14 protein-coding genes are annotated in these 16,983 nt (G+C 61.8%); 5 read left to right on the top strand and 9 right to left on the bottom strand.

Annotated features, from left to right (window positions below; translation table 11 throughout):
* Positions 1–62 precede the first annotated feature (62 nt).
* The gene (locus ACZ9IL_RS04755; RefSeq protein WP_476002471.1) at positions 63–1,184 is read left to right on the top strand and encodes an alkene reductase; all 1,122 of its coding nucleotides are present in this window, start codon (positions 63–65) and stop codon (positions 1,182–1,184) included.
* Between the two features lie 139 nt (positions 1,185–1,323).
* On the opposite strand, the gene ACZ9IL_RS04750 is transcribed toward ACZ9IL_RS04755, so the two are convergent.
* Positions 1,324–2,340 carry an adenosine deaminase gene (locus ACZ9IL_RS04750; protein ID WP_476002470.1) on the bottom strand — a complete coding sequence of 339 codons (1,017 nt, stop codon included), beginning with the start codon at positions 2,338–2,340 and terminating at the stop codon, positions 1,324–1,326.
* Between the two features lie 197 nt (positions 2,341–2,537).
* On the opposite strand from ACZ9IL_RS04750, the gene ACZ9IL_RS04745 reads away from it, so the two are divergent.
* The 3 genes from ACZ9IL_RS04745 (at position 2,538) to asnB (ending at position 5,653) form a co-directional block, all read left to right on the top strand.
* Positions 2,538–3,287, top strand: coding sequence for an HAD-IIA family hydrolase (locus ACZ9IL_RS04745; protein WP_476002469.1), 750 nt, complete (start codon positions 2,538–2,540; stop codon positions 3,285–3,287).
* A gap of 140 nt (positions 3,288–3,427) precedes the next feature.
* On the top strand, positions 3,428–3,796 hold the full coding sequence (locus tag ACZ9IL_RS04740) for a cupin domain-containing protein (protein WP_476002468.1): 369 nt from the start codon (positions 3,428–3,430) through the stop codon (positions 3,794–3,796).
* Positions 3,797–3,988: 192 nt separating this feature from the next.
* Entirely contained in the window at positions 3,989–5,653 is a 1,665-nt protein-coding gene (gene asnB / locus ACZ9IL_RS04735; RefSeq protein ID WP_476002467.1) for an asparagine synthase B, read from the top strand.
* 121 nt (positions 5,654–5,774) lie between these two features.
* On the opposite strand, the gene ACZ9IL_RS04730 is transcribed toward asnB, so the two are convergent.
* From ACZ9IL_RS04730 to ACZ9IL_RS04700, 7 genes are all read right to left on the bottom strand, one after another.
* A complete protein-coding gene (locus ACZ9IL_RS04730) occupies positions 5,775–7,271 on the bottom strand; it encodes a C69 family dipeptidase (protein WP_476002466.1) in 1,497 nt (498 codons plus the stop codon).
* Between the two features lie 602 nt (positions 7,272–7,873).
* Complete coding sequence (gene maiA / locus ACZ9IL_RS04725; protein ID WP_476002465.1) at positions 7,874–8,512, bottom strand: maleylacetoacetate isomerase; 639 nt, start codon at positions 8,510–8,512, stop codon at positions 7,874–7,876.
* A gap of 55 nt (positions 8,513–8,567) precedes the next feature.
* Positions 8,568–9,584, bottom strand: coding sequence for a fumarylacetoacetate hydrolase family protein (locus tag ACZ9IL_RS04720; RefSeq protein WP_476002464.1), 1,017 nt, complete (start codon positions 9,582–9,584; stop codon positions 8,568–8,570).
* A 125-nt stretch (positions 9,585–9,709) separates the two neighbouring features.
* Positions 9,710–10,870 carry a homogentisate 1,2-dioxygenase gene (locus ACZ9IL_RS04715; RefSeq protein WP_476002463.1) on the bottom strand — a complete coding sequence of 387 codons (1,161 nt, stop codon included), beginning with the start codon at positions 10,868–10,870 and terminating at the stop codon, positions 9,710–9,712.
* Positions 10,863–11,993 (bottom strand): 4-hydroxyphenylpyruvate dioxygenase, encoded by a 1,131-nt coding sequence (hppD, locus tag ACZ9IL_RS04710; RefSeq protein WP_476002462.1) that lies wholly within the window; start codon positions 11,991–11,993, stop codon positions 10,863–10,865. The genes ACZ9IL_RS04715 and hppD overlap by 8 nt, the downstream gene beginning before the upstream one ends.
* A 254-nt stretch (positions 11,994–12,247) precedes the next feature.
* On the bottom strand, positions 12,248–12,901 hold the full coding sequence (locus ACZ9IL_RS04705; RefSeq protein ID WP_476002461.1) for an HAD family hydrolase: 654 nt from the start codon (positions 12,899–12,901) through the stop codon (positions 12,248–12,250).
* Entirely contained in the window at positions 12,898–13,542 is a 645-nt protein-coding gene (locus tag ACZ9IL_RS04700; RefSeq protein WP_476002460.1) for a TIGR01621 family pseudouridine synthase, read from the bottom strand. The genes ACZ9IL_RS04705 and ACZ9IL_RS04700 overlap by 4 nt, the downstream gene beginning before the upstream one ends.
* An 89-nt stretch (positions 13,543–13,631) precedes the next feature.
* Here ACZ9IL_RS04700 and ACZ9IL_RS04695 point away from each other — a divergent pair, with 89 nt between their 5' ends.
* A complete protein-coding gene (locus ACZ9IL_RS04695) occupies positions 13,632–15,221 on the top strand; it encodes an ABC transporter substrate-binding protein (protein ID WP_476002459.1) in 1,590 nt (529 codons plus the stop codon).
* A 145-nt stretch (positions 15,222–15,366) separates the two neighbouring features.
* On the opposite strand, the gene ACZ9IL_RS04690 is transcribed toward ACZ9IL_RS04695, so the two are convergent.
* Positions 15,367–16,920, bottom strand: coding sequence for a methyl-accepting chemotaxis protein (locus tag ACZ9IL_RS04690; RefSeq protein WP_476002458.1), 1,554 nt, complete (start codon positions 16,918–16,920; stop codon positions 15,367–15,369).
* Between the last annotated feature and the right edge of the window lie 63 nt (positions 16,921–16,983).

Below are 16,983 nucleotides of genomic sequence, written 5' to 3'. Positions count from 1 at the left end.
CCCTCTTTTTCACAATGACATTGGCACGTAGAGTGGCCTCAATCCCAAATGAGGAATTCAAGATGAGCCACGACAACCTGTTCTGCCCCCTGCGCCTCGGTCAATTGCACCTGAACAACCGCATCGTCATGCCGCCGATGACTCGCTCCCGCGCCAGTCAACCCGGCGATGTGGCCAACGCCATGATGGCGACCTATTACGCCCAGCGCGCCGAGGCCGGCCTCATCATCTCCGAGGGCACCCAGGTAGACCCCCTTGGCAAGGGCTATGCCTGGACACCGGGCATCTATAGCGCCGAGCAAGTCGCGGGCTGGAAGCAAGTGACTGAGGCGGTGCACGCCAAGGGCGGCACCATCTTCGCCCAGCTCTGGCACGTGGGCCGGGTCACCCACCCTGACAACATCGGCGGCGCCCAGCCCATCTCGGCCTCCGCCATTCCAGCCGCAGGGGTCAGGGTCTTCGTCGATAACGGCAGTGACGCTCCCGGCATGGTCGACACCGTCACCCCGCGCGCCATGACCCAGGCCGACATCGATGCGGTGGTGGCACAGTTCCGCCAGGCCGCCCGCAACGCCATGGATGCCGGGTTCGACGGCATCGAGCTGCACGCCGCCAACGGCTACCTCATCAACCAGTTCCTGGACTCCGAGTCCAATGCCCGCACCGACAACTACGGCGGCTCCCTGGAGAACCGGTTGCGCTTCTTGAGAGAAGTGACAGAGGCGGTCAGCGCCGAGATAGGCGCAGACAGAGTCGGCGTGCGCCTGGCCCCGCTCACCACCCTCAACGGCACCGTCGATGCGAATCCGGAGCAGACCTATCTGGCCGCCGCCCGCCTGCTGGGTGAACTCAATGTCACCTATCTGCACATCGCCGAGGCGGACTGGGACGATGCCCCCCTGATGCCGGAGAACTTCAAGCAGGGGCTGCGGACGGCCTTCCCCAACACCCTCATCTATGCAGGCAAGTACGACGGCGAGCGGGCACGGGCCGCGCTCAAGGCGGGCTGGGCCGACATGATTGGCTTCGGTCGTCCCTTCGTGGCGAACCCGGATCTGCCAAACCGGCTGCGCCACGGCTACCCCTGGACCCTGCACGATCCGGCCACCCTGTTTGGCGGCGCCGAGCTGGGGCTGACGGACTATCCCGTCTATCAGGGCGCCGCCGAGCCGCAACCGGCCTGATCCGATAACCCGGCTCAAATAAAAACAGCGCATCCGCATGGCGGGTGCGCTGTTTTTTTGGGCGCGATAAACGCAGACATCACGAGAGCACCGTCAGCAAGCAGGGCCCGAGTCCTCCCCTGCGGCGGATAGCTTGCCGCTAGATGGCGACTCCGTGACTGGCCCCGTGGGCACGAATGTCGTGGGTCAGCCGCGCCTTGTCCGCGAAGCCGAGCCAGCTCGCCTCCACCGCATTGAGGGAGAGCCGACAGAGTTGCGTCCGGCTGGCGCCGAGATCGCTGGCCAACGCCTGGAAATTGGCTCCCAGGTATCCGCCGAAATAAGCAGGATCGTCTGAATTAACAGTGATACATAGACCCCGTTCTAACAGAGTTAGTACATTGTGCTGCTCCATCCGCTCAAACACCTTGAGTCGAGTATTGGAGAGCGGGCAGACGGTGAGCGGCAGCCGGGTATCGGCGAGATGGCGCAGCAGCTCGGGGTCGTCGATGCAGCGCACCCCGTGATCGATGCGCCGCACCTGCAACTCATTGATCGCTTGCCAGATATAGGCCGCCGGCCCCTCCTCTCCCGCGTGACAGACCACCGGCAAGCCGAACGCCCTCGCCTTGGCAAAGACCCCGGTGAACTTGGCCGGCGGGTTGCCAAGCTCCCCCGAATCGAGCCCGACCCCGTGAATGCGCGCGAGATGAGGCTCGGCCTCGGCCAGGGTGGTGAAGGCTTCCTCCTCGCTGAGGTGGCGCAGGAAACTCATGATGAGTCGCCAGCTGATCCCGAAGGTCTCTTCGCCGGCCTGCAAGGCCTGCTCTATGCCCCTCAGCACGGTGGCGAAGGGCACGCCGCGGGCAGTGTGGGCCTGGGGATCGAAGAAGATCTCCACGTGCACGACCTTGTCGGCAGCGCAGCGCTCCAGATAGGCGAAGGTGAGATCGAAAAAGTCCTGCTCGGTGATGAGCACACTGGCACCGAGGTAGTAGAGATCGAGGAAGGATTGCAGGCAGTCGAACTCGTAGGCGGCCCGCAGACTCCCGATGTCGGGCCAGGGCAGGGCCACACCGTTGCGGGTGGCCAAGGCAAACATCAGCTCGGGCTCCAGGGTGCCCTCGATATGCAGGTGCAACTCCAGCTTGGGCAAGCCGGCAATAAAGTTATCCATGGTAGCGGCCTCCTTGTCAGACTCCGGGCGCTCAGGCGGGTTGGACACCAGCTGCACGCCCCTCCATCACCATTGTGCACCCATCCGTCGCGCCGGGGGAGACTTGTCATCAAAGCGCCTTATAATGGCGGCACAAAAACCATAACTGATTGAAGACATTCGAGGTTGGCCACCACCTCCCCCTACAAGGAGTCCCTATGAAGAAAAACGTCATCTGCGATATCGACGGCGTCATACTGCACAACAACGATCTCATCCCCGGGGCCGACCGCTTCGTGCACCGCCTGCTGGAGCAGGGCAGCAAGCTGCTGTTTCTCACCAACTACCCAGCCCAGACCCAGAAGGATCTGCAAAACCGCTTCCGCTCCGCGGGCATAGAGGTGCCGGAAGAGTGCTTCTATACCTCCGCCATGGGCACCGCCGATTTTCTCAAGCGCCAGGACGGCAAGAAGGCCTACGTGATCGGCGAAGGGGCCCTGACCCACGAGCTCTACAAGGCCGGCTTCACCATCACCGACATCGATCCCGACTTCGTGGTGGTGGGCGAAACCCGCAACTACAACTGGACCATGATGCAGCTCGGCGCCAAGTTTGTGGATCAGGGGGCGCGCTTCATCGCCACCAACCCGGACACCCACGGCCCCATGATGCACCCGGCCTGCGGCGCCCTCTGCGCCCCCATCGAGCGGATGACCGGCAAGAAGCCGTTCTATGTCGGCAAGCCGAGCGCCTGGATCATCCGCGCCGCACTCAACCGGATGGAGTCCCACTCCGACGACACCATCATCATCGGCGACAACCTGCGCACCGACATCCTGGCGGGCTTCCAGGCCGGTCTGGAAACCGTGCTGGTGCTGTCCGGCGTGAGCAAGGTGGCGGACATCGACCGCATGCCGTTCAGACCGAACCACATCTTCGACTCGGTGGTCGACATCGATATCGTCTGACATCGCCGCCCGAACCACGGGCGGCCCTCTTGGCAAGTCGGGGCAGATCGTTTAACTTAAACGCAACATTGTTAAGAAAAGTAAACGAACACGGGATCAGGACGGTCCCGTTGCCCCTCAAGCCCTTGCAAGGAAGCCCTATGAAGAGCCTCAACGACTGGATCCTGCTGGACGATCATTTCGTCACCGCTACCCCTCTCACCCCACCAGCAGATCGCATCAAATCCGGCAACCCGAGCCAGACCCTCTGGAACCACTATTCGGATCCGAGCCAGCAGTTTCACGTGGGCTTCTGGGCCTGCGAGCCGGGGCGCTGGGCCGTGCACTACACCGAGCACGAATATTGCCAACTGCTGGAGGGTGAGGCCCTGATCCACGACGGCCAGGGCGGCAAGCTGCACCTCACCCCGGGCAGTCAGTTCGTCATCCCGGCGGGCTTCGTCGGCGAGTGGGAGACCCTGGTTGCCTGCCGCAAACTCTATGTGATCTTCGAGCCCGCCGCGGCCTGACGCGCGCGTCAACCCCGCCCCTTTTTCCTGCCTGCTGCCGAGACCGCCGACTTGACGTTGGCGGCATGATTTTGTGCGGTTTTCCCGCTTGCAAAAGGGTTTTGCGCTAGGCATTGTGATTGGCGAGGAATGTAAATGGAATTTCGAGCCCAAACGTGGGGGGCTCCATAAAAATCAAGAGGATTACCGCCAATGTGTTCTATTTTCGGCATTCTGGACATCAAATCCGATGCAGCAACCCTGCGTAAATCGGCACTGGAAATGTCCAAGCGACTGCGTCACCGCGGACCCGACTGGTCCGGCGTCTACAGCTCCGACAAGGCCATCCTGGTGCACGAGCGCCTCGCCATCGTCGATCCGGGCAATGGCGCCCAGCCGCTCTACAACCCCGAGCGCACCCACGTGCTGGCCGTCAACGGCGAGATCTACAACCACAAGGAGCTGGAGAAGGGCCTCAAGGTCGACTTCCAGTTCCAGACCCACTCCGATTGCGAGGTGCTGCTGGCGCTCTACAAGGAGAAAGGCCCCGCCTTCCTGGACGATCTGAACGGCATCTTCGCCTTCATCCTCTACGATGCAGAACAAGACGCCTACCTGATTGGTCGCGATCACATGGGGGTCATCCCGCTCTACACCGGCCGCGACGAGCACGGCAACTTCTATGTCGCCTCCGAGATGAAGGCGCTGGTGCCGGTGTGTAAGAGCGTCGAAACCTTCCCGCCGGGACACTACCTGTGGAGCAAGGACGGCGAGCTGAAACAGTGGTACCAGCGCGACTGGGCGGAATACGGCGCGGTCGAGCATAACCACAGCGACAAAGCCGAACTGAAAGCCGCGCTGGAAGCGGCGGTCAAACGCCAGCTGATGTGCGACGTGCCCTACGGCGTGCTGCTCTCCGGCGGTCTGGACTCCTCCGTCATCTCCGCCATTGCCAAGATCTACGCCGCCCGCCGGGTGGAAGACGACGACAAGAGCGCAGCCTGGTGGCCCCAGCTGCACTCCTTCGCCGTGGGCCTGGATGGCTCGCCGGATCTCGCCGCCGCCCGCAAGGTGGCCGATCATCTGGGCACCGTCCACCACCAGATCCACTTCACGGTGCAAGAGGGGCTCGATGCCCTGCGGGACGTCATCTATCACCTCGAGACCTATGACGTCACCACCATCCGCGCCTCCACCCCCATGTACCTGATGGCGCGCTACATCAAGGCGATGGGCATCAAGATGGTGCTCTCCGGCGAGGGCTCCGACGAGCTGTTTGGCGGCTACCTCTACTTCCACAAGGCGCCGAACGCCAAAGAGTTCCACGAAGAGAACGTGCGCAAGCTCGCCTCCCTGCACCTCTATGACTGCCTGCGGGCCAACAAATCCATGGCCGCCTGGGGTGTGGAGGGTCGCGTGCCCTTCCTCGACAAGGAGTTCATGGACGTGGCGATGCGCCTGAACCCCGCCGACAAGATGTGTGGCAACGGCAAGATCGAGAAACACATCCTGCGGGAAGCCTTCGAGGAACTGCTGCCCCACGAGGTCGCCTGGCGCCAGAAGGAGCAGTTCTCCGACGGCGTGGGTTACTCCTGGATTGACAGCCTGAAGGCCATGGTCGAGGTCGAAGTGACGGATCAGATGTTCGAGGCGGCGGCGTTCCGCTTCCCCGTCAACACCCCGCTCACCAAGGAGGCCTACTACTACCGCGCCATCTTCGACGAGCACTTCCCGCTGCCATCGGCCGCCCTCACCGTGCCCTATGGCAAATCGGTCGCCTGCTCCACCCCCACCGCACTGGAGTGGGATGCCAAGTTCAAGGAAATGGCCGACCCCTCCGGTCGCGCCGTGATGGACGTGCATCAGCAGAGTTACTGATCCGCTGACGGACATTCCTGTAGGCCCAACCGCCCACATCAAAAAGCCCCTCTCGAGGGGCTTTCTTTTTATCGCGAGCGCTCGTCGGCGCAGCTAACCACCGCTGCCGCTTGTGACGGCATCAATCCTTCTTCGCCTTGTTGGCAAAGAAGATATCGGCCTGAATATCCTGAGTGCGGACGGTGAAGACCTGGTTGGTCAGATCGTCGGTCAGTGCTTCCGCCTCCTTCATCACCCGCAGATTGAAGTCGTTGAGCATACGGTTGGCGGCGGCCTTATCTGTTTTGACCGTTTTCAGGTACTTGGCCTCCATCTCTGTTTGCTCTTTGGCGATCTTCGCCTCCCAGCTCTGGTATGCCTGCTTCACCATGGGCGCCAGCTTGGGGTAATCGGTCATCACCAGGGTCTGCAGCTTGCGATATTTCCAGTAGATGGAGTCACTGTCCGCCTTGTCGCTGCCCAGGGCATAGTGGGCAGGATAGGCCTCCAGGCCGCTGTAATAGGGCACAAACGCGGTCAAGTCCGCCATCCCGAGGCCCACATAGGTCACCTCTCCCACCTCTTTCGGCATCCAGGGACGCACTTGCATCACATGGGCCTCGTAGGTACGAAACACGCTGATGGGGCGCCACGGCTCCTGGCCGTTCAACCCCTTGCTGTAGGGATCATGCTCGGTGCCGTCATAGTGATTGCGCAGCACCGCCTTGACCTCATCCAGGGTCATCTTCTTCTCGGGGATCAGGGTGACAGGGAATTGTCGTCCCGCGTCAACCGCCTGCTTGAGTGAGGGGTTGAATATCTGCTGTATGGTCCAGACCCGGGGATCGTTATAGGTACGATCCCGCTCGTCATCGCGGGTATAGGCTTTCGAGAAATTGAACTTCCCATCCTTTTGTGGCTGGTAGAGCCCCTTCTCGGTAGCGAACTCGATGAGATTTTTCGAGCCCATCATGTCGTCACTCTTGGGATCGTATTGCTGCAGGCGCCCCTGATTGCCCGAGGCAAAATACTGGTCCTTGGGCAGACGCTGCGCCATCCAGCGGTGACCGGTGGCGGTCTCCAGATACCAGAGCTCGTTATCGTCCACGACGGCGACGCCGAAGCCCTCACCCGCCCCTATGGTTTCGATGATATTGCCAAGCAGGGCAACGGCCTCGCGGGCCGTACCGGCGCGGGAGAGCAACACATCGGGAATATCATCTTCCGTAATGCCCTTATCCTCGACGTAGGGGTCGAAGGCGAGCGCCGCGGGTGACGCGAAAATGGACTCGGTACCACTGACTCCGACCCCTTTCTCGTTGAAACCCGTGGCGCCGTGCAACTGGGTCTTCCAGTTCGGCACAGTGGTGTAACGCAGGGAGTTTTTGGGCAACGGGTAGCTGAAATCATTGGCGCCGTTATGGGCTTTTGAGCTGTGAACGCCGCTCTGCCCCTGTTTCGCCGGATGGATCACGAAATGCTGGGCCTTCAGCGCATCGCTGTCGGCACTGCGGGCCACAATCATGGAGCCATCGGCGGTGGCCTCACTGCCAACCAGCAGGGTCGTACAGGCGAACGCCGAAGAGAACAGAGCAAGATTGATGGAGAGTGCAACGACGCACTTCTTGAAGGAATGCATGATATCTCCTTGTTGCAAAATAGCGCTGGCTCGCCCGCACGCTGGCATCCATCACAACGAGTCGCGGCGGTTTGCCCAAATCAGGCGGTATATAGCGGGCCATAAAGCAATAACAAACGAGGAAGAGAGGCGCGAGTCGATGTTGCATCGCCCACCATGCACCAGGTATTGCGGGATAACAGGCGACCTGTTCGCATCTCCCCTTGGCCTGGCGATACTAGGCCTTATCTAGGGGTTTAAGTGTGACAGGCAGCTCAAAACACCAACAATAAATGAAATGTCAATTTAAAATATTAATACACATAAACAATACCGAATTTACATCTAAAAAACTGTATCCCCTCACCAGCCCAGACAAGCCGAGTACGGCGCACCCTGGCCTCCCTCGGAACAGGGCTGCACTGTGTGGAGATGAAACAGGCAGATCTTCGGTTCAGCCGGCAGGGGCCTGACGAGGGGGAAACGAAGCGTGCTGGTGAAGGCGAGGTTGATAGCCAGAGTCGCAGCACACACATCAGAAAGGGGCACATCACGCGAGGGGGGATGGCCAGAAAGCGGGGATGGCGTGATAACACCATCCCGTTGTTCCCTGATGTCTCAGATCAGGCCTGCGCATCCGGTTGATTGGCTGGGGCGGCCTTGATAAAGGCCTGCAACTGCTCGCAGTTGGCGACGATGCGGGCGATGGTGGGGTAGTCGTCCAGCGTCATGTTGAAGCGGTGGGCGTTGTAGACCTGGGGCACCAGCATGCAGTCCGCCAGGGTTATCTCGTTGCCGACGCTGTAGACACCGGCGGTGGTCATCAGCAACTGCTCCAGGGCGGTGAAGGTCTCGTCAATCCAGTGGCGATACCAGATGTCCCGCTGCATCTTGCCCTGCCCCAGCTCCTGCTCCAGATAATTGAGCACCCGCAGGTTGTTCAGGGGGTGGGTGTCGCAGGCGATCATATTGACTATCTGCCGCACCCTGGCCCGATCGATGGGTGCCGAGGGCATCAGGGGATAGGCGGGATAGGTCTCGTCAAGGTATTCCATGATGGCCACGGACTGGCCAACCTGCACCTCGTCGTCGATGAGATAAGGCACCAGCCCCTGAGGATTGAGCCGGCGATAGGCTTTCTCTTTCTGTTCGCCCTTGCCCAGATGCACCGGGTGCTGCTCATAACTGAGCCCCTTGAGTTGCAGCACCAGACGCACCCGATAGCTTGCCGATGAACGCCAATATCCAAACAACTGCAGCATATTCTGTCCCTGTGATGGCAGGTGTCCGCCACCTGCCGTGTCGCCTACCGGCCTTCTAGCGGCCCAGGCTTCCCTCGCTCGCCTGACTGGCCTCCATTTGCGTGACGCGCTGCAAAATGGTGCCAAACAGACTCATCCCGTTGCGATCCTGCATCGCGATGGACACTGTATCACCAAAGCGCAGGAAGGGTGTAGTGGCTTGACCTGACTCGATAATTTCCAGCATGCGCAGCTCGGCAAGGCAGGAAGATCCCCTGCTTCTGTCGTAGTTGGAGACGGTGCCGGAGCCGATGATGCAGCCCGCCCCGAGCGGCCGGGTCTTGGCGGCATGGGCCACCAGCTCGAAGAAATTGAAGGTCATGTCAAGCCCCGCATCCGGGGCGCCAAACAGGGCGCCGTTGAGGTGAGTCAGCAGCGGCAGGTGCACCTTGCCTTCGCGCCAATCCTGGCCGAGCTCGTCCGGGGTGATGGCCACCGGTGAGAAGCCGCTGGACGGCTTGGACTGGAAGAAGCCAAAGCCCTTGGCGAGCTCACCGGGGATGAGGTTGCGCAGGCTGACATCGTTCACCAGCATCAGCAGCTTGATGTGCTGGGCGGCGCCGTCCGGCTGGGTGCCCATGGGCACGTCGTCGGTGATGATGGCCACCTCGGATTCAAAATCGATGCCCCACTCCTCCGAACCCATGCAGATGGGGCCCCGGGGGGCGAGGAAGCTGTCGGAGCCCCCCTGATACATCAGGGGCTCGTGCCAGAAGCTGTCCGGCAGCTCGGCACCACGGGCCTTGCGCACCAGCTCCACGTGATTGACATAGGCACTGCCATCGGCCCACTGATAGGCACGGGGCAACGGCGAGAGACAGGCCGTCTCATCGAAGGGGAAGGCATCGGCCCGGGCGCCGTCATTGAGTGCCTGATAGATGACGGCAAGCTGCGGGGCAAGCTCGGCCCAGTCGTCGAGGGCCGCCTGCAGGGTCGAGGCTATCTGGGTCACGCGCACCGCAAGGCGCAGGTCGCGACTCACCACCACCAGGGCGCCATCGCGTTTGCCGTTAGTTAGCGTGGCGAATTTCATAGAAGCTCCTCATGGTTGACGAACCAGGTGATCGTCGTCTGCGTGGCATAAGCCCGACTCACCGCCATACTCGGGGCGCCATCGCGCTTGCCATTGTTCAAGGTTGCCAGTTTCATAGAGGATCCTTATTTGCCGCTTGGCGCAGTAGAGGGGGCGGGACGCAGCCAGCTGTTGACGTAGCGGGGGTTCTCCACCCCCTCGCACAGACTGCCCACACTCAGGGCATCGCGGGTATCGAGCATCACCGCCACCTCGTCGGTGAAGGTCTTGGCATGGGCGCGACCGGCCGCAAACGCCTTGGGATGGGGACCGTGGGTGAAACCGGCGGGGTGGAAGGTGACCATACCCCGCTCGATGTTGTCCCGGCTGAAGAAGTCTCCGGCGTGGTAGAAGAGCACCTCGTCGAAGTCGTCGTTGCTGTGGTAGAAGGGCACCCGCAGGGCACCGGGATCACTCTCGATGGGGCGCGGCACGAAAGTGCAGACCACGAAGCGGCTCGCCACGAAGGTGGAATGAGCCGAGGGTGGCAGGTGGTAGCGATGGCTCATCAACGGGCGAATGTCGCGCCAGTTGAGGCGCACCACGCACAGATCCCCGTGCCAGCCCTGAGCATCGAGCGGGTTGAACGGCCAGGTGACGACCGACACCTGGTTGTGGCGCTTGATCTGCAACGACCAGGGCTGCTCATCCTGCTGGGCCAAAAAGGCCGGGTCGATGGCGGGCACGTCCAGCGCCGCCGGATCGAAGATGGCATGATTGCCCACCAGCCCCTTGTCCGGCAGCTGATAGCTGTCGTCCGTCGCCTCTATCATCAGGATAAACAGCGGTGCTGTAGGCGCGATGCGCCACATGGTGCCACGGGGGATCACCACATAGTCCCCATCTTTCAGCGTGAGATGGCCGTAGTCACAATAAAAATCGCCGCTCCCCTCGTGGATGAACAGCAGTTCATCGCCATCGGCGTTGCGCACCAGAAACGGCATGGGCTCACTCAAGCGCCAGACCCGGTAGCGACAATGGGCATTGTGCAGTATGTCCGGCATCACCCAGGGGGAGAGAGAGCTTATCTCCTCCTGCAAGCCGTTGAGATCGAAGGCCCTGGGCCGCAGCGGCCCCTCCCAGCCCACCCAGTCGGTGGGCGGGTGTTTGTGATGCATGTGCGTGGCGGGGCCGAAGAAGCCGGCACGCCCGATCTCGCGCTCGTAGATGGCCTGCTCGGGCAGGTCGGCATGGGCCTGACGGGAGTGGGTCCCCTCCCGGTGGGGGAAACTTATCCAGTTACGCATCGTTCAGTTCTCCATTTTTCTCGCCATGCCCCTCTCCAGCCAGTACGCCACGGCGAATTTGGTCCAGTTCGATGGATTCGAACAGTGCCTGGAAGTTGCCTTCCCCGAACCCTTCGTTGCCCTTGCGCTGGATGATCTCAAAGAACACGGGGCCGATGACGGTGTCGGTGAAGATCTGCAGCAGGATGCCGTCCTTGGTGGGCGAGCCGTCGATCAGGATGCGCAGCTCCTTGAGCGCCGCCAGATCCTCCTGATGGCCCTCCACCCGGCGATTCACTCCCTCGTAATAAGTATCCGGCGTCGGCATGAAGCCGGTGCCCCGGCCACGCAGGGTGCGGATGGTCTGGTAGATGTCGCTGGAAGCGAGGGCGATGTGCTGGATCCCCTCCCCCTTGTATTGACGCAGGTACTCCTCGATCTGGGACTTGTCATCGGAGGACTCGTTGATGGGGATGCGAATTTTGCCGCAGGGGGCGGTCATGGCGCGGGAGTGCAGGCCGGTCAGCTTGCCCTCGATGTCGAAGTAGCGAATTTCCCGGAAATTGCCGATCCGCTCGTAGAACTGGGACCAGAGGTCCATGTTGCCGCGCTGCACGTTGTGGGTCAGGTGGTCAATCTCGTAAAGCCCGGCGTCTACCTCGGCCATGCGCGCCTGCCAGCCGGGGTAAAAGACGAAGTCCACGTCATAGATGGAGCCCTTGTCACCGTAGCGGTCCACAAAGGAGAGGGTGCTCTCGCCGATCCCGTAGATGGCGGGGATGTTGAGCTCCATGGGCCCTATCTTGCCGACGAACGGCTTGGCCCCCTTGGCGATGGCATGTTGCTGGGCACGGCCCGCATCCGATACCCGAAACGCCATGCCGCACACGCTCGGCCCGTGCGCGCCGGCGAACTGCTCCGCCTGGGAGTGGGGCTCGGCGTTGACCACGAAGTTGATGTCCCCCTGACGATAAAGCCAGCACTGCTTGTGCTTGTGCTGCGCCACCTCGGCAAACCCCAGGGAGACGAACAGCGCCTTGAGGGCAGCAATGCCGGCGGCCGTCGGCGCCGTGTATTCGACGAACTCGAAACCATCGGAACCAAGGGGATTGATGGTGCGGGAAGAGGAAGAAGAGGGGGTCATGATGTGCTCCTTGCGACTGGCCTGTGAACGAAACGGGGTAACGCCGGATTGACGGAGCGGGCCAAGGCCTGGTGCTCGCCAATCGAGATTGTTAACAACTTGTTTCATTAGAGACATGAGGAAAGCAGAAGAGAAGAGGCAGGCGTCAGATAGTCTTGCGGGCTGGCACCCGCAAAGATGTAAATAGATTGTAACACTGGGATCGCGGCCTTGTGGCTAGCCTCTTTACGACTCCCGGGGCTGTCAGCTTTGCCTTACAGGGACCAGTACTTGGGCCGAATATGCGGCAAACGAGCCTGTATTTTTTGCAGCCGCGCCGGGGTCGGGTTGATGAGCCAGGCCTGCTCACCCAGCGCCAACAGCGGCAGATCGTGCGGGCTGTCGCTCAGGCTCAGCGCAGGTGCGAGGGCGCGTATCTGCGGCAGCAGCTTGTATTGGCCGTGGCAGTAGAAGCGTGGCAGCAGGCCGCCAAAGCGGTAGTGCATGCGCGAACCCAGAATGCGGTGGGGCAGCCTGCCTGGCAGTTGCCGATGGAGCTGCGCGCGCACCAGGGCGCGGGGACTCGCGGAGATCACCCAGCAGCGGCTCCCTTGCTCCAGCAGCAGGGTTCGCGCCTCCCGATAGAGGCCGGGCCGGATGCGGCAATAGGCGCGCACCAGCGTGCGCCAACCGAGGGGCGAGAGGCCGAGGGTGATGGCCCACCAGATGAGGGAGATGCCCTGCCGGCGCCGGTTTGGCAGCAGATAGATGGCGCCCCCCAGCGCGATGACCGGCAGCAACAGCAAGGGCCAGAGGCGACGGCGCAAGATGAACCGCAGCAGACCGGCGTGGCTGTCATCCGGCGCCAGGGTGTCGTCAAAATCCGCCAGGATCCAGCCCTTGGGCGGCACTCCATCTACCGGGATCATTCCTCCAGTCCGGCGATCGCTTGGTGCAACTCGGGCAGGAGGAACAACGACCCTTCGTCCGGGGAACAGACGAAGTCGAACGCCTCATCCGCCAGGCTGAAACCCAGCCGCCAGGCGTGCAGGTAGCCGCGCTCCGCCGCCGTGCCGCCGTAGCGCTCGTCCCCGAGAATGGGGGCGCCGATGCTCTTCATCGCGACCCTGATCTGGTGGGTCTTGCCGGTCTGAGGCTTGATGCGATAGAGCCGCAAACCCTCGCGCACCGGGCCGGAGTCAAACCAGCTGATGGCGGGGTTGTCCTGGGTTCGCGCCAGCATCCAGCTGCCGCCACGCCCCTTTTGCATGTCTCCCTTGACCCAGCCCTGCTTCTTCTTGGGCTTGCGATCCGACAGTGCCAGGTACTGTTTGCTCACCCGCCGCTCGGCAAACGCCATGCTCAGCGCCCGGTTGGCCTCAGGCGTGCGGGCCAGCAACAGCAGCCCCGAGGTCATCTTGTCGAGCCGGTGCACCGGATAGAGCTCCAACCCCGTCTCGGCACGTACTCTATTGACCAGGCCGGGTGCACCCGCTTCATCGTGCATACCAAGGCCAGGCCCCTTGTTGATCACCATGAAATCTTTATGCTGTGACAGTATCCGGTACATCTAGAACCCTTTAGAATGTCATTTATTAATAAAATGTGAATGGGCCTTCAGGCCATATCCCATGGACCCTCAGCACAAGAATCGCACGGATGAAGATATGCTTGTTTTGGCTGCTATTGCTTGGCGCCAGTTATGCTTTCCCCCTCCTGGCAAGCGACCGCTCCCATGAGCCGGAACGGGTGGTGTTGCAGCTGCGTTGGCTGCATCAGCCCCAGTTTGTGGGCTACCACATGGCCAAGGCCAAGGGATACTATGCCGACGCCGGGCTGGATGTCGAGATAAGACCCGGCGGCAAGGGGATAAGCCCGGTGCAGGAGGTGCTGGCCGGGCGCGCCGATTTCGGGGTCGGCAACACCGAGGTGCTGACCAGCTACGCCAGCGGAGAGCCCCTGCTGGCTCTCGCCAGCGTCTATCAGCATTCACCGTCCATCTTCCTGGCCCGGCGCGACAGCGGCATTCTCACCGTTGCGGACATGCGTGGCAAACGGATCATGATGTTTCCCGGCCACCAGGACGCCGAGCTGCTCGCCACCCTCTACTATCAGGGGCTGCACGAGCGCGAGCTCACCCCCGTTCCCACCTCGGTCAATGTCGACGACCTGATCGCGGGCAAGATCGATATCTTCAACGCCTATCTGAGCAATGAGCCCTTCTATCTGGAAGAACGCGGCATCCCTATCTCCATCATCAATCCCCGCAACTACGGCATCGATTTTTACAGCGACATTCTCTTCACCACCCAGGCCGAGGAGCAGGCCAGCCCGGATCGGGTGGAGCGTTTTCGCAGTGCCAGCCTGAAGGGGTGGCGCTACGCCCTCTCCCACCCGGCCGAGGCCATCGCCCTGTTGCGCCAGGAGTATGGCGTCCAGCGCAGTCAGGCCCACATGGAATACGAGCTGCAAATGAGCAAGGAGATGATCCAGCCGCTCTATGTGGAGATCGGGTATATGAATCCGGATCGCTTCGCCCACATCATGCAGCAGCTGACAGAGATAGGCCTCATCCCGCGGCCCGTGCCGCTGACGGACTTCCTCTATCAGGCCCCCTCGGAGCAGTGGGCATTCTGGCGTCCCTGGTTCTTGCTGAGCCTGGGGGTCGGTACCCTCATCCTGCTGCTCGCCATCTATTTGTTCGTCAGCAACAAGCGGCTCAATCGGGAGGTGGCCCTGCGCAAGCAGCGGGAAGAAGAGATCCTGCAACTGGCCCGCCATGATCCCCTCACCGGCCTGCCCAACCGCCTGAGTCTGATGGAGCAGTTGGACAAGCAGGTGCGGGGGGCCAACCCCGGCTGCCTGCTGTTTTGCGATCTCGATGACTTCAAGCGCATCAATGACAACTTCGGCCACAGCCAGGGGGATGCCATCCTCTGTCAACTGGCCCGGAGGATCGACGATGCCATCGATCACCGCTGTTTCTTTGCCCGGCTGGCGGGGGACGAGTTCATCATGCTGCTGCCCGATTGCGGTGTCCGGCAGGCCGAGGATGTGACCGAGGTGATCCGGCTGGCCATGGCGGCGCCGTTCGAGGTGGATGGCCAGCTCATGCACATCGGGATCAGCATAGGTGTCAGCCACTATCAGCGCGGCTGGAGTGCGGAACAGTGGCTCATCGAGGCGGACAGGGCCATGTATTGCGACAAGAGCGGCAGCGTCACCGCCCTGGTGGGGCAATCCGGTTGACCTCCTCGCCGCGCTCTGCGAGAGCGGTATTCCCTCTCTTGCATTGAACCGTCGATGAGTGCCAAGTCAGCAACCGCAAAGAAGCAGCGAGGCCACCCCGGGGTGGCCTCGCTGCATGCTGACGGCTGACTCGCAAGCTCGGGGCTCAGCCGAAGGTCTGCCCCAGAGATTTGAGCTGGCGCGCCTTGGTGAGCAGAATATCGCTCGATGCATCCATGTCCTGCATCTTGTTGCTGTTGGTGTGGGAGTGCTGGGAGATGGCGTTGACGTTCTGGCTGATGTCTTCCACCACCGCCTGCTGCTGCTCCGCCGCCGCCGAGATCTGGGTCGACAGGTCGACCACCTGTTCTATCTCCGCCAGCACCTGGTGCAGGCTAGCTGAGCCCTGCCGGGTCAGAGTCACGCATGACTGGGTCTGATCCAGGTTCTGCTGCATCATCCCCTTCCAGCCGTTCAGGGTGCGCTGGATCTGGCCAATGCTGCCCTGGATCTGCTCCGTCGCCTTGTGGGTGCGCGTGGAGAGGGTGCGCACCTCGTCGGCCACCACCGCGAAGCCGCGTCCCTGCTCACCGGCCCGTGCCGCCTCGATGGCCGCATTGAGGGCCAGCAGATTGGTCTGATCCGCGATGCCCTGGATCTCGCTCATCAATACCCCGATGCGATCGGACTCCTCCGCCAGCGCTACCGCCGCACTGAAGGCCTGCTCGGCCTGAGTGGCCAGCTCGGTCACCCTGTGCTGGGTGTCTTCCAGCTGCTTGTTGGTGTGCTGGCAATGCACCTTGGCCTGGGATATCTGGTTGTCCGTCTCCTGGATGTTGCGGGCTATCTCGTGGGCCGTCGCCGCCATCTCGGTGATGGCGGTCGCCACCTGTTGGGTCTGGATATCCTGCTCGGCGATGTCGGCACTCGCCTCGCTGGACGCCGTCTTGAGGTGCACCGCCAGCTCCTGCAGGGAGAGCGTCGCGTCATCCACCCGCCCGAGCACGGTCCGGATCCTGGCCTGCAGCAGCTTGATGTGAAAATCGGCGATGGCGCTGGGCTCATTCCCCGAGTAGATGAGCCGGGTCAGGCTGTCATACTCGCGGCTCAACTGCCCCAGATAGCGGGGAGTGGTGATGATCTCGTGCCGATAGATAAGGGCGAGCCACAACAGCGGCAGCAGCATCAACAGGGGTTCCCATCCCCCCATCCAATAGGCCCCCGCCGCCAGCATCACTACCAACCCGGCGATGGCCAGTCCATGGCGCATTTGACCGAGGGAGAAACCGGCCTTGCGCTCTCCCCGCTCGATCGCCTTCAGCCTGGCGTAGGTGCGGGTCGCGATGGCTTTCAGCTCCGGCTCGGCGCGGTTGCGCACCGACTGGTAGCCGTTGATCCGGCCCTGCTCGAAAATGGGAGTGACATAGGCATCCACCCAGTAGTAGCGGCCATCCTTGCAGCGGTTCTTCACCATGCCGCGCCAGGCCTTGCCCTGTTTCAGCTTGCCCCAGAGATCGGCAAAAGCCGCCTTGGGCATATCGGAGTGGCGCACCATGTTGTGGTGCTGGCCTATCATCTCGGCCCGGCTGTAGCCCGCTACCCGACAGAAGTGATCATTGGCATAGGTGATGACTCCCTGCAGATCCGTGGTGGAGACAAGTTGTTCATTAGCTGGAAAATCCACCTCTTCATCCACGAGATGAGTCTGGGTTTTATTCATGACGCACGCCTCTTGTGTGATAACTCAACTAGCGTAGTCAAGCGAGTAGGGCCAAGCAACGCG

Source organism: Aeromonas sp. TECH754, from assembly GCF_056279295.1.
Note: the sequence above shows the minus strand (reverse complement) of the source record. Positions and strands in the feature narration are given on the sequence as shown.

Excerpts from the sequence above, each read along its gene's own strand:
- ACZ9IL_RS04755 (WP_476002471.1), top strand. The coding sequence starts at position 63 with ATGAGCCACGACAACCTGTTCTGCCCCCTGCGCCTCGGTCAATTGCAC.
- ACZ9IL_RS04750 (WP_476002470.1), bottom strand. The coding sequence starts at position 2,340 with ATGGATAACTTTATTGCCGGCTTGCCCAAGCTGGAGTTGCACCTGCAT.
- ACZ9IL_RS04745 (WP_476002469.1), top strand. The coding sequence starts at position 2,538 with ATGAAGAAAAACGTCATCTGCGATATCGACGGCGTCATACTGCACAAC.
- ACZ9IL_RS04740 (WP_476002468.1), top strand. The coding sequence starts at position 3,428 with ATGAAGAGCCTCAACGACTGGATCCTGCTGGACGATCATTTCGTCACC.
- asnB (WP_476002467.1), top strand. The coding sequence starts at position 3,989 with ATGTGTTCTATTTTCGGCATTCTGGACATCAAATCCGATGCAGCAACC.
- ACZ9IL_RS04730 (WP_476002466.1), bottom strand. The coding sequence starts at position 7,271 with ATGCATTCCTTCAAGAAGTGCGTCGTTGCACTCTCCATCAATCTTGCT.
- maiA (WP_476002465.1), bottom strand. The coding sequence starts at position 8,512 with ATGCTGCAGTTGTTTGGATATTGGCGTTCATCGGCAAGCTATCGGGTG.
- ACZ9IL_RS04720 (WP_476002464.1), bottom strand. The coding sequence starts at position 9,584 with ATGAAATTCGCCACGCTAACTAACGGCAAACGCGATGGCGCCCTGGTG.
- ACZ9IL_RS04715 (WP_476002463.1), bottom strand. The coding sequence starts at position 10,870 with ATGCGTAACTGGATAAGTTTCCCCCACCGGGAGGGGACCCACTCCCGT.
- hppD (WP_476002462.1), bottom strand. The coding sequence starts at position 11,993 with ATGACCCCCTCTTCTTCCTCTTCCCGCACCATCAATCCCCTTGGTTCC.
- ACZ9IL_RS04705 (WP_476002461.1), bottom strand. The coding sequence starts at position 12,901 with ATGATCCCGGTAGATGGAGTGCCGCCCAAGGGCTGGATCCTGGCGGAT.
- ACZ9IL_RS04700 (WP_476002460.1), bottom strand. The coding sequence starts at position 13,542 with ATGTACCGGATACTGTCACAGCATAAAGATTTCATGGTGATCAACAAG.
- ACZ9IL_RS04695 (WP_476002459.1), top strand. The coding sequence starts at position 13,632 with ATGAAGATATGCTTGTTTTGGCTGCTATTGCTTGGCGCCAGTTATGCT.
- ACZ9IL_RS04690 (WP_476002458.1), bottom strand. The coding sequence starts at position 16,920 with ATGAATAAAACCCAGACTCATCTCGTGGATGAAGAGGTGGATTTTCCA.